15 protein-coding genes are annotated in these 12,482 nt (G+C 64.9%); 8 read left to right on the forward strand and 7 right to left on the reverse strand.

Annotated features, from left to right (window positions below; all coding sequences use genetic code 11):
* Positions 1–35 precede the first annotated feature (35 nt).
* Positions 36–659: a hypothetical protein gene (locus QM467_RS01730; protein WP_283364551.1), complete on the reverse strand. Its 624-nt coding sequence runs from the start codon at positions 657–659 to the stop codon at positions 36–38.
* A 138-nt stretch (positions 660–797) separates the two neighbouring features.
* Between QM467_RS01730 and uvrC the strand changes: the two genes are divergently transcribed.
* From uvrC to QM467_RS01750, 4 genes are all read left to right on the forward strand, one after another.
* The gene (gene uvrC / locus QM467_RS01735; RefSeq protein ID WP_283364552.1) at positions 798–2,873 is read left to right on the forward strand and encodes an excinuclease ABC subunit UvrC; all 2,076 of its coding nucleotides are present in this window, start codon (positions 798–800) and stop codon (positions 2,871–2,873) included.
* Between the two features lie 71 nt (positions 2,874–2,944).
* Positions 2,945–3,541, forward strand: a complete 597-nt coding sequence (gene pgsA / locus QM467_RS01740) for a CDP-diacylglycerol--glycerol-3-phosphate 3-phosphatidyltransferase (protein WP_283364553.1) — start codon at positions 2,945–2,947, stop codon at positions 3,539–3,541.
* A complete protein-coding gene (gene moaD / locus QM467_RS01745; protein WP_283364554.1) occupies positions 3,538–3,786 on the forward strand; it encodes a molybdopterin converting factor subunit 1 in 249 nt (82 codons plus the stop codon). Before pgsA ends, moaD begins: the two co-directional genes overlap by 4 nt.
* A gap of 2 nt (positions 3,787–3,788) precedes the next feature.
* Complete coding sequence (locus tag QM467_RS01750; RefSeq protein WP_283364555.1) at positions 3,789–4,256, forward strand: molybdenum cofactor biosynthesis protein MoaE; 468 nt, start codon at positions 3,789–3,791, stop codon at positions 4,254–4,256.
* A gap of 37 nt (positions 4,257–4,293) precedes the next feature.
* On the opposite strand, the gene QM467_RS01755 is transcribed toward QM467_RS01750, so the two are convergent.
* A complete protein-coding gene (locus tag QM467_RS01755; RefSeq protein ID WP_283364556.1) occupies positions 4,294–4,854 on the reverse strand; it encodes a PadR family transcriptional regulator in 561 nt (186 codons plus the stop codon).
* 321 nt (positions 4,855–5,175) lie between these two features.
* On the reverse strand, positions 5,176–6,081 hold the full coding sequence (locus QM467_RS01760) for a branched-chain amino acid aminotransferase (protein WP_283364557.1): 906 nt from the start codon (positions 6,079–6,081) through the stop codon (positions 5,176–5,178).
* 111 nt (positions 6,082–6,192) lie between these two features.
* Between QM467_RS01760 and QM467_RS01765 the strand changes: the two genes are divergently transcribed.
* From QM467_RS01765 to QM467_RS01780, 4 genes are all read left to right on the forward strand, one after another.
* The gene (locus tag QM467_RS01765; protein ID WP_446737715.1) at positions 6,193–6,771 is read left to right on the forward strand and encodes a MarR family winged helix-turn-helix transcriptional regulator; all 579 of its coding nucleotides are present in this window, start codon (positions 6,193–6,195) and stop codon (positions 6,769–6,771) included.
* Positions 6,768–7,502 carry a response regulator transcription factor gene (locus QM467_RS01770; RefSeq protein ID WP_283364558.1) on the forward strand — a complete coding sequence of 245 codons (735 nt, stop codon included), beginning with the start codon at positions 6,768–6,770 and terminating at the stop codon, positions 7,500–7,502. Before QM467_RS01765 ends, QM467_RS01770 begins: the two co-directional genes overlap by 4 nt.
* A complete protein-coding gene (locus QM467_RS01775; protein ID WP_283364559.1) occupies positions 7,499–8,866 on the forward strand; it encodes an ATP-binding protein in 1,368 nt (455 codons plus the stop codon). The genes QM467_RS01770 and QM467_RS01775 overlap by 4 nt, the downstream gene beginning before the upstream one ends.
* A 182-nt stretch (positions 8,867–9,048) precedes the next feature.
* Positions 9,049–9,897 (forward strand): DUF1186 domain-containing protein, encoded by an 849-nt coding sequence (locus tag QM467_RS01780; RefSeq protein ID WP_283364560.1) that lies wholly within the window; start codon positions 9,049–9,051, stop codon positions 9,895–9,897.
* Positions 9,898–9,915: 18 nt separating this feature from the next.
* Here the strand turns inward: QM467_RS01780 and QM467_RS01785 are convergent, their stop codons facing one another.
* The 4 genes from QM467_RS01785 to QM467_RS01800 form a co-directional block, all read right to left on the reverse strand.
* On the reverse strand, positions 9,916–10,584 hold the full coding sequence (locus QM467_RS01785; RefSeq protein WP_283364561.1) for a TetR/AcrR family transcriptional regulator: 669 nt from the start codon (positions 10,582–10,584) through the stop codon (positions 9,916–9,918).
* A gap of 80 nt (positions 10,585–10,664) precedes the next feature.
* Positions 10,665–11,471 (reverse strand): pyrroline-5-carboxylate reductase, encoded by an 807-nt coding sequence (gene proC / locus QM467_RS01790; protein ID WP_283364562.1) that lies wholly within the window; start codon positions 11,469–11,471, stop codon positions 10,665–10,667.
* Positions 11,471–11,974: a YbjN domain-containing protein gene (locus QM467_RS01795; protein ID WP_283364563.1), complete on the reverse strand. Its 504-nt coding sequence runs from the start codon at positions 11,972–11,974 to the stop codon at positions 11,471–11,473. The genes proC and QM467_RS01795 overlap by 1 nt, the downstream gene beginning before the upstream one ends.
* 228 nt (positions 11,975–12,202) lie before the next feature.
* Positions 12,203–12,469, reverse strand: a complete 267-nt coding sequence (locus QM467_RS01800) for an accessory factor UbiK family protein (protein WP_283364564.1) — start codon at positions 12,467–12,469, stop codon at positions 12,203–12,205.
* Positions 12,470–12,482 lie beyond the last annotated feature (13 nt).

The raw sequence follows: 12,482 nt of genomic DNA on the forward strand, positions 1-12,482 counted from the left end.
GACGCTGTCGTGATTTTGTTAAGAATCACGCGCGATCAACGGGCCGGCGCATAGGAAAGGGCCTGCGGGCGCGGCGCGTCGGGGGAGGCCGGAGCGACGGCGTTTTTGACCGCGTCATTGGCGTTTCTGGCCGTCGCGGCGAGGGCTTCCGGCGTATTGGAGAGATAGGCGGCCAGTTCGCTGGCGCTGCGCTGGGCGAGCGCAGAGAGCGCGGCGGAATCCACCAGCGTCCACGGATCGGGCGCGGCGCCCCTGAGCGCGATTTCGTCATTCAGTCTTTGCGCGCGATGATTGGTCCTGTCGTAAATGTCCCAGACGCAGGTGAGTCGCGCGCCGCCGTCGACAGGAAAGGCGGAGATATAGCCGCGGACGAGATAGCGCGCGGCGGCCGAATCGGTCAGCGCGACATCCTGCTGCCCAGCGGCGGCGTTGAAATAAGCCATGAACTGGCTTTGCAGCGGCGCCGGCGCGCCTTCCATCTGGGTGATGGCGATGGCGGCGGGACGGGGGCTGTAGCCCGACGCGACAATCTGCGCGCCTGGCGCGGGAGAGGTGGAGGCGGCGGGGCTGACATGTTCGTTGCAGCCCGACAGCGCCAAAGCCGCGATGGCGGCGGAAAAGGGGATGAACCCGCGAAAAAGCGCTGACAAAGCCGCCATGAAATTTCGCCCCTGACGAATTATTGACTATTCGTTAATAAAATAGCTAGCCGCAATTGTGACGAACGTCCAGCCTCGGTTGCGCTTTTGCTTAAGGGGGCCATTTCAAGGCGCCCTCGAGACCCTTAAATAAGCGCCATGAGCCGCACCAAGAACCCCATCGACCTGCCGCCGCCGGAGCCTTTCGAGGCCCAAGACCTCGAGGCCCAAGACCTCGAGGCGGAAGACCTCGCGGCGGAAGACCTCGCGGAAGACGCCGAAGACGTCCTGATCGACGAATCGGACGCCGAGGAAAGCTCGGGGGTCGAGCTCGACCTGGAGGGGGAGGCCGGCGCCGCCTCGCTCAAGCGCGGCCTGCGCGCGATTCAGGACCATTGGCGACATGCGCCGATGAGCCCGGGCGTCTATCGCATGCTCGGCGAAGACGGCGCGGTGCTTTATGTCGGCAAGGCGAAAAGCCTGCGCAAGCGCGTCGCCTCCTATACGCGGTTCGCCGGCCATACCAACCGCATCGCGCGGATGATCGCGCTGACCGCGTCGATGGTCTTCGTCTCGACCCGCACCGAGGTCGAGGCGTTGCTGCTCGAATCCAATCTCATCAAGCAGCTCAAGCCGCGCTTCAACGTGCTGATGCGCGACGACAAGAGCTTTCCCTATATCCTGCTGACCCGCGACGAGCGCGGCGCGCGGCTGACCAAGCACCGCGGCGCGCGCAACCTCAAGGGCGATTATTTCGGCCCCTTCGCCAATGTCGGGGCAGTCAACCGCACGCTCAACGTGCTGCAGCGGGCCTTTCTGCTGCGCTCCTGCGAAAATTCCTTTTACGACAATCGCTCGCGGCCCTGCCTGCTGTTCCAGATCAAGCGTTGCGCCGGCCCCTGCACGGGAGAAGTCTCGCAGGAGCAATATGCCGAACTGACGCGCGAGGCGCGCGACTTCCTGGCCGGCAAATCGCGGGCGGTGCGCGAGCGGTTGGCGGGCGAGATGAACGAAGCGGCGGAAAAGCTGGAGTTCGAGCGCGCGGCGCGGCTGCGCGACCGCATTTCCGCGCTCGCGGCCATTCAGGGCCAGCAGGGCGTCAACCCGCGCGGCGTCCCGGAGGCCGATGTTTTCGCGGTGCATGAGGAGGCGGGGCAATTCTGCGTCGAGGCGGTGTTTTATCGCGCCTGTCAAAACTGGGGCAATCGCGCCTATTTCCCGCGCGCCGACCGCAGTTTGTCGCCCGGCGAAGTGCTTGGGCCCTTCATCGCGCAATTCTATGCCGAGCGGCCGCCGCCTGGGCTGGTCCTGCTCTCGCATGCGGTCGAGGAGGCCGCCTGGCTGTCCGAGGCCTTGTCGCAGCAATACGGGCACAAGGTCGAAATTCACGCGCCGCAGCGCGGCGAGAAGCGCGAGATGGTGGTCGACGCCCGGAACAACGCCCGCGAGGCCTTGGGACGCCGTCTGGCCGACAACGCCAGCCAGATGAAGCTGCTGGAGTCGCTCGGGGCGGCTTTCGGCATGGAGAAGGCGCCGCGGCGCGTCGAGGTCTATGACAATTCCCACATCATGGGGAGCTCGGCCATTGGCGGGATGATCGTCGCCGGGCCGCAGGGCTTCGTGAAGAATCAGTACCGCACCTTCAACATCAAGAGCGAACTCACGCCCGGCGACGACTACGCCATGATGCGCGAGGTTCTATCGCGCCGCTTTTCGCGTTTGCTGAAGGAGGCGCAGGAGGAGAGCCAAGCGCCCCAGCCGATCGACCCGGAGGCCTTTCCTCAGGCGCCGGACCTGATCCTGATCGACGGCGGGCGCGGCCAGTTCGAAGCGGTCCGCACCGTGATCGACGAACTGGGCGTGACCGGCGTGACGCTGGCCTCCATCGCCAAGGGCGCCGATCGCAATGCCGGCCGCGAGACCTTTTTTGTCGCGGGGCGTGAGCCGTTCAAGCTGGCGCCGCGCGATCCGGCGCTTTATTTCGTCCAGCGGCTGCGCGACGAGGCCCATCGCTTCGCCATCGGCACGCACCGGGCGCGGCGCAAGAAGGAATTTGCGAAAAACCCGCTGGATGAGATCGCCGGGATCGGCCCCGCGCGCAAAAGGGCCTTGCTGCAGGCCTTCGGAACCGCCAAATCCGTGGCCGCGGCGGCGCTGGCCGATCTCGAAAAGACGCCCGGCTTTTCCGCCGCGACGGCCAAGCTGGTATTCGATCATTTCCATGAAAAAGGGTGAGGAACGAGGCGCGGCCCTTTCCGCAGGAAAAAGCCGTTGACGCGGCGGCGTGAAAAAGCTTCCCTCCGGCGATGTTGTTCCGCCCCGTCCGCTCCGGCGCCAGCCGCACTTTCAACCTGCCGAACATTCTGACGTTCGGCCGGGTGGTGATCGTGCCGGCGGTGGTGGCCTGCCTGTTCTGGCCGGACGAATACGCCTTGCGCTGGACGGCGCTCGGCCTCTTCATCGTCGCGGCGATCACCGATTTCTTCGATGGCTATCTCGCCCGCGCCTGGGGACAGCAATCGGCGCTCGGCCGCATGCTCGACCCGATCGCCGACAAATTGCTGGTCTCGGCGGTGCTCCTCATTCTCGTCGCCGACGGCACCATCAGGAGCTGGTCGCTCTGGGCGGCCATTGTCATCCTCTGCCGCGAAATCCTTGTGTCCGGCCTGCGCGAATTTCTGGCCGAGCTGAAGGTTTCTGTGCCGGTCAGCAAGGTCGCCAAATGGAAGACGACCATGCAGATGATCGCGCTGGGCTTCCTCATCGCGGGCCGCGCGGGCGAGCTTGTCCTGCCAGGGACCACGCGGATCGGCCTCTTCCTGCTCTGGATTTCCGCGATCCTCACGCTTTACACCGGCTGGGACTATATGAAGGCCGGGATCAAACATGTGGTCGAGGAATGAGGCTGGTCTATTTCGCATCGCTGCGTGAGCACATCGGCAAGTCCGAGGAAGAGCTGGACCTGCCCGACTCCTTGCGCACCATCGCCGAGCTGATCGACTGGCTTGCCTCGCGCGATGAATTCTACGCCGCCGCCTTCGCCAAGGGCATTACCCGCGCCGCCATCGACAAGAAGCACGCCAAGCCCGAGGCGCTCATCGTCGGCGCGCGCGAAATCGCCTTCTTCCCACCGATGACAGGGGGCTGAAGATGATTCCGCGAAAGATCCGCGTCCAGAGCGAAAATTTCGACGCCGCCGCCGAGAGCGCGGCTTTGACGGATGGACGGCGCGACATCGGCGCCATCGCCTCCTTCATCGGCCTGTGCCGTGACGAGTCCGGGACGCTCGAAGCCCTTGAGCTTGAGCATTATCCCGGGATGGCGGAGGAGGAGATCGCCCGAATCGCGGACGAGGCCGGGCGCCGCTGGCCGCTGCTTGGCGTCACCGTCATCCACCGCCATGGCAGGATCAGGCCCGGCGAGCAGATCGTGCTCGTGCTTTGCGCCAGCGCCCATCGCGCGGCGGCTTTTTCCGCCGCCGAATTCCTGATGGATTTTCTCAAATCCCGCGCGCCCTTCTGGAAGAAGGAGCATCGCGCCGACGGAACACAGGGCGAATGGGTCGCCGCCAAGGACGCCGACGAAGCGGCGCTGGAGCGGTGGAGCCGCGACGCCTGAAACGGCGGGCGCAAGCCCCGCCGCGCCCGGACTCCGCTCAGAGCCGTTCGATCTTGCGCGCCGCCTCGTCGATCAGATCGGCGATCTCGAACAGGATTTTCTTGTCGGGTTCGCTCGAAAGGCGCTGACCCAGAGCGGTCTTCAGATTTTGCATCGCGCGGGCGACAGGGCCGGCTTCCATAGGCCGGGCGCGTTCGCCGACGGCGTCGAGCCGCGCCAGCGCCGCATTGGCCTCCCCGCGATGTTCGCCCAGAAAACTCTTGCCGGCTTCGGCGAGCGTAAACTGTCTCCTGGCGCCTTCCGAGGCCTGGGCTTCGATATGGCCGATTTCCTCCAGAAGAGTGAGGGTCGGGTAAATGATGCCCGGGCTCGGCGCATAGGCGCCGCCGGTGCGCGTTTCGATCTCGCGGATGAGGTCATAGCCGTGACGCGGCTCCGTTTCCATCAGCGCGAGCAGGACGAGTTTCAGCTCGCCGCCGTCGAACATGCGGCGCTTTTCGCCGCGGCCGAAACCGTGCCGGCCGAAGAACGGGCCTTCGCCGGCCTCGAACATGCGGCGGCCGCGACGGGAAGAGCGGTCAAAGGGGCCGTCAGCCATGGAAGCGTCCTTGTCGTGGAAAAACGGCCGATGGCCGTGTCGATCGGAATGGGGGCCGCGCCCGTGTCCGCTGAATTGTTCAAACATGTGTTATCTCCGATATATCTTTTTACAGGTTGTGAAAAGTCTCCGAACCTTCCGCATTCGTCATTTTCGGGGGATTCAAAGGCAGAGCGTAACGTTTAGCTCGCTCTTGATCGATACAGATATATCTTAGATATGGAAATGTCAACGGCCGGGAACATCGCGCAACAAAAAAGCGCCGGGCCGAGAAATGGACTTGGCCGCAAATGCGGCTTGATCCCTACAGAGGCTTGATCTTCAGAGAGAAATGTCCGCGGAAACGGCGTCCTCGGTCGGCTCGACTTCCCTCGTATAGGCTTCGATCAGCGTGCGGGAAATCGCGCCGGGGGTGAAGCGATAGGGCCCGATCTCGGAAACCGGCGTGACCTCGGCGCCGGTGCCGCAGATGAAGCATTCGTCGAAGCCTTCCAACTCCTCCGGCATGATGCGGCGTTCGTTGACCTTGATCCCGTTCGCCTTGGCGAGGCCGATCACGGTCTGGCGGGTGATGCCGTTCAGGAAGCAATCGGCGATCGGCGTATGGATTTCGCCATCCTTGACGAACAGGATGTTCGCGCCAGTGCATTCGGCGACACGGCCCTGCCAGTCGAGCATCATGGCGTCGGCATAGCCGCGCCGTTCCGCGCGATGTTTCGAGATCGTGCAGATCATGTAAAGGCCGGCGGCCTTGGAGGCGCAGGGCGCGCAGGCCGGATCGGGGCGGCGATATTCGGCGATGTCGAGGCGGATGCCCTTCATCTTGGTCGCGATGTCGAACATCGAGGGCCAGTCCCACACCGCTATGGCGACATTGATCGTGGCGTGCTGCGCGGAAATGGCCATCATTTCCGAGCCGCGCCAGGCGACCGGGCGCACATAGCAGTTGGTCAGGCCGTTCTTGGCGACGACGAGGTCCTTGGCGGCGTCAAGCTCCTCGACCGTGTAGGGAATTTCGAAATCGAGCAGTTCCGCCGATTTCTTGAGGCGCTCGGAATGTTCGCGCGATTTGAAGATCCTGCCGCCATAGGCGCGCTCGCCCTCGAACACGCAGGAGCCGTAATGCAGGCCGTGCGAGAGGACGTGCAGCTTGGCGTCTTTCCACTCTACGAGGGCGCCGTTCATCCAGATGAAACCGTCGCGCTGGTCGAAAGGCAGAACAGACATGGCATGATCCTCGTAAAACGTCCCTGTGGGGAGGCTTGACTGCTAGCAATCGACCTGAGATATGTCAATAGAGCTGACATATTTTTCAGGACTCCGGGAGGAGCTGGCCGCATGGCAGACGCTTTGCCGCAGAAAAGCGCGCCGCACGGAAAGAGGGCGGACCGCACGCCGCCGCACGAGCCGATGGACCAGGCTCCGCCCGAGCCGATGTTCGATTTGATCGAGTTGTTCTTCTTCGCCTATCGCGATTTCGTCGGCGACGCCGACCGCCTGCTGACACGTTATAATTTCGGCCGCGCCCATCATCGCGTGCTTTATTTCGTGGACCGCAGGCCGGGCCTTTCCGTGGCGGAACTGCTGGACCTGCTGAAAATCACCAAGCAAAGCCTGTCGCGCGTGTTGAAGGATCTGCTCGATCAGAATTACATCGAGCAGCGGCCGGGCCTGCTCGATCGCCGCCAGCGCCTGATGTTCCCGACCGAAAAGGGCGAGGCTCTGGCGCTGGAGTTGGCGGAGCTGCAGTCGCGCCGTTTCGCTCGCGCGCTCGAAATCCTGCCCGAGGGCGCGCGCGCCCAGGGCGCGGCCTTTCTTGCGGCCATGTGCGACCCGGCGACGAGCGACCCGGCGACAAGCGGCCCGGGAAAGGGTGATAGTGTGAAAGGCGATCCCGCGACCGGAGGCGCGACATGACCGAAGCCGATAACCTGCCGCCGGCCGATGACGCCTTGCATCTACTGGTCGTGGATGACGACCGCCGCATCCGCAACCTGCTCAAGCGCTATCTGCAAGGCGAGGGCTATCGCGTGACGGCGGCGGAGAGCGCCGAGGACGCCTATGCCCATTTGCGCGGGCTGCATTTCGATCTCATCATTCTCGACGTGATGATGCCCGGCCAGAGCGGCTATGAATTCGCCGCCAAGATCCGCGCGGAGAACGCGCCGCTCGCGGAGGCGCCGATCCTGATGCTGACCGCCCGCTCCGAGACCGAGGACCGCGTGAAGGGGCTGGAAGCCGGCGCCGACGATTACATGGCCAAGCCGTTCGAGCCGCGCGAACTGGCCCTGCGCGTCGCCTCGATCCTGCGCCGCGCCGCGCCGCGCATGGCCGCGCAAAGCGCGCCGGGTCAGAACGCCGTGCGCTTCGGCGAATTCGCATTCGATCCGGATCGCGGCGAATTGCGTCAGGGCGACGAGGTGATCCGCATTACCGAGCGCGAGCGCGACATGCTGCGCCTGTTGCTGGAGACGCCCGGCGAGGCGGTGTCGCGCGAGGCTTTGGGCGGCGGCGGCGGCGCGGCCAACGAACGCACGGTGGACGTGCAGGTGAACCGGCTGCGCCGCAAGATCGAGACGGATCCTGCCAATCCCCTGCATCTCCAGACGGTGCGCGGCTTCGGCTACAAGCTGGCGATCGACCGATGAATGTCGTCGCGCAGGCGCTTGTCGAGGCTCGGCGGCTCTGGCGCACCTTCGCCCGGGGGCTGGCCGCCGTCATGCCAAAGGGGCTTTACGCCCGCGCGCTGCTCATCGTCATTTTGCCCATGGTCGTGCTGCAATCCGCCATCGCGCTGGTCTTCATGGAGCGCCATTGGCAGACGGTCACGTTCCGCCTGTCCAATGCGGTGACGCAGGATATCGCGGCGCTGATTGACATCTATCGCGATTTCCACGGTCTCGATCCCGATAACAGCAAGCTGGAGGGGATCGCGCGCTACCGGCTCAATCTCGACGCGGAAGTTCTGCCGCCGGGGCCGCTGCCGCCGGCCCTGCCCAAGCCGTTCTTCTCTCTGGTGGACCGCGCCATGTCGAGCGAGATCGAGAGGCAGATCCGCCTGCCGTTCTGGATCGATACGGTCGGGCGTTCAGACTTCATCGAAGTGCGCGTCGACATGGGCGAGGCCGTCCTGCGGGTCGTCGCGCGTCGCAGCCAGGCCTATGCCTCCAACACCCATATTTTCATCATCTGGATGGTCGGCACCTCGGTGGTGCTGATTTCGGTCGCGATCTTGTTCCTGCGCAACCAGATCAAGCCCATTCTCGCGCTCGCCGACGCGGCGGAGGAATTCGGCAAGGGCCGCGAGGTCGAGTTCCGCCCGCGCGGGGCGCGCGAGGTGCGGCGCGCGACCTACGCATTCCTCGAAATGAAGCGGCGCATCGAGCGGGCGATGGAGCAGCGCACGACGATGCTCAATGGCGTCAGCCACGATCTGCGCACCATTCTCACGCGGTTCAAATTGTCGCTGGCATTGCTGGGCGACGAGGCCGACGTACAGGATCTGTCGGGCGACGTTGATGAAATGCAGCGCATGCTCGAAGCCTATCTCGCCTTCGCGCGAGGGGACATCGGCGAGGCGGCCGCGCCGACCGACATTCCGGCCATGCTCGAAACCCTGCGCCAGGAATCCGAGCGGCTCGGCCATGACACGCAAGTGGTCTATGCCGGCGAGCCCATCGCCACGGTGCGGCCGGACGCCTTCAAGCGCTGCCTCGCCAATCTGCTGAACAATGCGGCGCGGCACGGCGACAAAATCCGTCTTGAAGGCTCGTGCGACGAAAAATTCCTGCAAATCCACGTCGACGACGACGGGCCGGGCATTCCCGTGGACGCGCGCGAAAAAGTGTTCCGGCCCTTCGTGCGGCTCGACGAGGCGCGCAATCAGGACGAGGGCGGCACTGGCCTCGGATTGGCGATCGCCCGCGACATCGCCCGCTCGCATGGCGGCGAAATTTTTCTCGGCGCCAGCCCGCTCGGCGGCCTGCGCGCCAGCGTGCGCGTGCCGGTCTAGAGCCCCGATCCGATGGAATCGGATCGGGGCTCTAGGTTTTTGTTTTGACGCGTTTTCTTCACGCGAACCGGCATCCACTTCGCTCGAAAACGCTCTAAATCCCTTCCGTTCGCGCTTCGCCTGTGCGAAAGGCTAGGATGATGCGATGGCCGTTCCAGATGGCCGTTCAAGGAGCGCCCGCAATGAATCTCGTCGATATGGCCCTGGCCGATCTCTCTGGCGCGGAGACATTTCCGCTCGATGCGCTCCTCACATTGCGCCAGAAATGGCAGTCCGCGCGCGAGCCCTTGTTCGCGGCGCTGAACGCCTTCGCCTCGGGCGCGGACCGTTCGCCTGAAAACGCCGAAAAGGTGTTTTTCGGCCTGCATCTGATGGCGGAAAAGCGCGAGGCCGAGGCCTGGGCGCCGCTGCTTGCCGTGGCGATCGAAGGCGCGGCGCTTTACGATATGATCGGCGACGCCGCCTCGGAAACCCTGCCCGCCATTCTGCTCAGCCTTTATTCCGGCGATCTCGCCGGGCTCAAAAAGCTGATCGAGGCGCCCGCGGCGGACGAATGGGCGCGCGTGGCGGCGCTGGAAGCCTTCTGCGCGCTCGCGGCCAATGGCGAAATTCCGCTTGAGGAGGCGAAGGCCTATCTGGCGCAATGTTTCGACAGCCTGCAGCCGCGCGAAGCCCATCCGATCTGGTATGGCTGGCAGGGCTGCGTCGCCTTGCTCGGCCTGAGCGAACTGGAGCCTTCCGTCGCGCGGGCCTTCGGCCAGGGCTATGTCGACAAGAATGTGCTGAATTTCGAGGATTTCCAGACCGAGCTGCGCGCCAATCGCGCCGCGCCCGACCGCCGCGAATTGTTCGAGGAGCGCGGCATCAAGCCGATCGACGACGCGCTGGAAACCTTGTCCGTCTTCGAGGAAGAGGACGAGCCCGAGCCGGAGGCGCCGGCGGAAAACAAGTTCCGCGACGTGGGCCGCAATGACCCTTGCCCCTGCGGCAGCGGCAAGAAATTCAAGAAATGCTGCCTGGTTGGGGAGTGAGGTCGCAGGCGGCGCAATTTATCGGTTGACGAAAATCCGCTCCGCCAGCCCGATCAGCGGCGCCGTGAATGGCGCGAGGCGGCGGCGGGCGTCCTCGACGCGCTCCACGAGATCCTCGCCGCGCGCCAGTTCCTTGTCGAGCGCGGCCATCGTCCTGGCGCCGTCCTCGCTGTCGTCGGCGAGCCAGACATGGAACACGCGGGTCCAGGACAAGGCGAGGCCCTGCAATTTCAACGTTCCGAGCGGGCCTTCGCTGTTGAGCCCCGCCGCCTCCAGCATGAAGCGCAGCGAATTGAGCGCAAGCTGGTTGAGCGCGGGCAGGGCGAGCGGATCATGCATCGCCCAGTCATTGATGTTTTTCAGCGCCGGTTTATAGGGCGTCATGGCGTCGAAGCGGCGCATCAGCACGTCGAACAGACGGTCCTTCGCACTCTCGCCGCCAAGCTTTTCACCTCCTTCGAGCACGATTTTGTCGATACGCCGTGAAAAGCCACCCAGAACAGCGCCCTTGGATGGGAAAGAATCGCGGAATTGCGCGAGGGTGAGTCCGGCGCGGTCGGCGACATCGGCGAGCGAAATCTCGTCCCAGCCGCGCTCGGCGGCGAGGCCCATCAGCGCGTCGATGATTTTCTCGCGCGGGTCGCTTTTGGCTTGTGGGCCTTTTTCTTCGTTCTTGCCCTTGGTCATCGGCGCGCTCCCGCTTCACTGGCCGTGAACATGGGGCAAAAGCCGCGCAGCGGCAAGGGCGCAGGGAAAAGCGCGGGCGCTCAGCCCGACAATTCGCCGGCGCGTTTCTCGGCGGCTGCGGTTGCCCGCGCCATCAGCGCCGCGAGGCCGTCCGAACCCATCAGCACGTCGAGCGCGGCCTGCGTCGTCCCGCCGGGCGAGGTGACGTTCTTGCGCAAGACATCCGCGCCGGTCTCGGGCGAGCGATGCAGCAATTCGCCCGAACCCTCGACCGTCGCGCGCGCCAGCCGCAAGGCCAGATCGACCGGCAGGCCGAGCGCGGCGCCGGCTTGCGCCAGAGCCTCGACCAGATGAAAGACATAAGCCGGGCCGGAGCCGGAAATGGCGGTGACCGCGTCGATCAGCTTTTCCTCGCCGACCCATTCCACGCCGCCGACTCCCGCCAGCAATTTTTGCGCGAAATCGTGCTGTTCGCTCGTCACATCGGCGCTGGCGAAAGCGCCGGTGATTCCGCGCCCGATGGCCGCGGGCGTATTGGGCATGGCGCGGACGATCGCCCTGGCCGGCAGGCGCGCCGCCAGATTGGCCACGGTCTTTCCCGCCAGAATGGAAATCAGCAGGCTGTCGCCGGTAAACAGCGGCGCAAGCGCGGGCGCGGCCGCTTCCAGCATTTGCGGCTTGATCGCCAGCACGACGGTTTGCGCGGCGGCGGGCGCGGGATTGACCGCGAAGCCTTTTTCCGCCGCAAGGCTGTTCAGGGCGTCGGACGGATGCGGCTCATGGACGGCGATAGCGTGTGGGGCGATGCCGGCGTCGAGCCAGCCGCCGAGCAGGGCGAGGCCCATCTTGCCGGCGCCAACCAGGGCGAGCGAGGTTCCGTCGTCCATCACGCCTCGCCGCGCGTGTCCATCAGCGCGCCTTCCAGCGCCTCGGCGGCGCTCTTGCCGGCCCAGACCACGAACTGGAACGCCTGGTAATAGCGTTCGCAGGCCTCGGTCGCGGCGGCGAGCGCCGCCTCGCATTGCGCGTCATTGGGCTCGGCGCCGCCGGCGAGCAGGATGGCGTGACGGAACATCACCACGCCGTCCTTGGACCAGACGTCGAAATGGCCGATCCACATATGTTCATTGATGCGCGCGACCAGATTGGCGGCCTCGGCGCGGCGGCGTTCCGGCACCTTGAGGTCGAAGGCGCAGGCGAGATGCAGCGCCTCGCATTGCGGCAGCCAGGTGAAGGCGACGTTGTAATCCGCCCAGACGCCCTCGACGCAAATGGAGATTTCGTCGGGATCGTCGCGGTCGAAGGCCCAGTCCCTCAGGGTGGCGATCCGTTCGACGACGTCAACCGGGTGTTCGACCCTGTCGTTCAGTTCAATTCCAGAGAGCAGCATCTACAGGTCCTGGGCGCGAGCGGCGCGGCAAAGTAAAGGAACGCGGCTGGTACTCGTGCAAACTCCGGACCCCGCGATCCGGCTGTTTCAGCAGCCGAATCACCGGACAAGACCAATATAGTCAGATTTGTCCGGCGACGGAATCCTGTCCGCGTCTCTGGTTAAGTTGCTGGATTCGCGTGGATTCGTCCACCGGACCTGAGGCGGCGTCCACAGCTAAACGCAAAATCAGCTTCTCTTTTCGGTTTCCGCAAGCTTCGCCTCGAGTTCGGCAATGCGGCGCTCCAGCGCGTCATTGGCGTTGCGCGCGGCGACCGCCATGTCGCGCACGGCCTCGAATTCCTCGCGGTTGACGATGTCCATGTTGGCGAGCAGGCGCTCGACCTGGGTCTTGATTGCGGCCTCCGCCTCGCGGCCGAGGCTGCGCGCGGCGCCGGCGGCGTCATTGAACAGGCGCGACATGTCGTCGAAGAAGCGATTGGGCGAGGCGCTCATGAACAGGCTCCAT

Source organism: Rhodoblastus sp. 17X3 (assembly GCF_030056575.1).
Lineage (GTDB): Bacteria > Pseudomonadota > Alphaproteobacteria > Rhizobiales > Beijerinckiaceae > Rhodoblastus.

Excerpts from the sequence above, each read along its gene's own strand:
- QM467_RS01730 (WP_283364551.1), bottom strand. The coding sequence starts at position 659 with ATGGCGGCTTTGTCAGCGCTTTTTCGCGGGTTCATCCCCTTTTCCGCC.
- QM467_RS01760 (WP_283364557.1), bottom strand. The coding sequence starts at position 6,081 with ATGTCTGTTCTGCCTTTCGACCAGCGCGACGGTTTCATCTGGATGAAC.
- QM467_RS01795 (WP_283364563.1), bottom strand. The coding sequence starts at position 11,974 with ATGCTGCTCTCTGGAATTGAACTGAACGACAGGGTCGAACACCCGGTT.
- uvrC (WP_283364552.1), top strand. The coding sequence starts at position 798 with ATGAGCCGCACCAAGAACCCCATCGACCTGCCGCCGCCGGAGCCTTTC.
- QM467_RS01755 (WP_283364556.1), bottom strand. The coding sequence starts at position 4,854 with ATGGCTGACGGCCCCTTTGACCGCTCTTCCCGTCGCGGCCGCCGCATG.
- QM467_RS01765 (WP_446737715.1), top strand. The coding sequence starts at position 6,193 with ATGGCAGACGCTTTGCCGCAGAAAAGCGCGCCGCACGGAAAGAGGGCG.
- QM467_RS01775 (WP_283364559.1), top strand. The coding sequence starts at position 7,499 with ATGAATGTCGTCGCGCAGGCGCTTGTCGAGGCTCGGCGGCTCTGGCGC.
- pgsA (WP_283364553.1), top strand. The coding sequence starts at position 2,945 with ATGTTGTTCCGCCCCGTCCGCTCCGGCGCCAGCCGCACTTTCAACCTG.
- proC (WP_283364562.1), bottom strand. The coding sequence starts at position 11,471 with ATGGACGACGGAACCTCGCTCGCCCTGGTTGGCGCCGGCAAGATGGGC.
- QM467_RS01780 (WP_283364560.1), top strand. The coding sequence starts at position 9,049 with ATGAATCTCGTCGATATGGCCCTGGCCGATCTCTCTGGCGCGGAGACA.
- moaD (WP_283364554.1), top strand. The coding sequence starts at position 3,538 with ATGAGGCTGGTCTATTTCGCATCGCTGCGTGAGCACATCGGCAAGTCC.
- QM467_RS01785 (WP_283364561.1), bottom strand. The coding sequence starts at position 10,584 with ATGACCAAGGGCAAGAACGAAGAAAAAGGCCCACAAGCCAAAAGCGAC.
- QM467_RS01770 (WP_283364558.1), top strand. The coding sequence starts at position 6,768 with ATGACCGAAGCCGATAACCTGCCGCCGGCCGATGACGCCTTGCATCTA.
- QM467_RS01750 (WP_283364555.1), top strand. The coding sequence starts at position 3,789 with ATGATTCCGCGAAAGATCCGCGTCCAGAGCGAAAATTTCGACGCCGCC.
- QM467_RS01800 (WP_283364564.1), bottom strand. The coding sequence starts at position 12,469 with ATGAGCGCCTCGCCCAATCGCTTCTTCGACGACATGTCGCGCCTGTTC.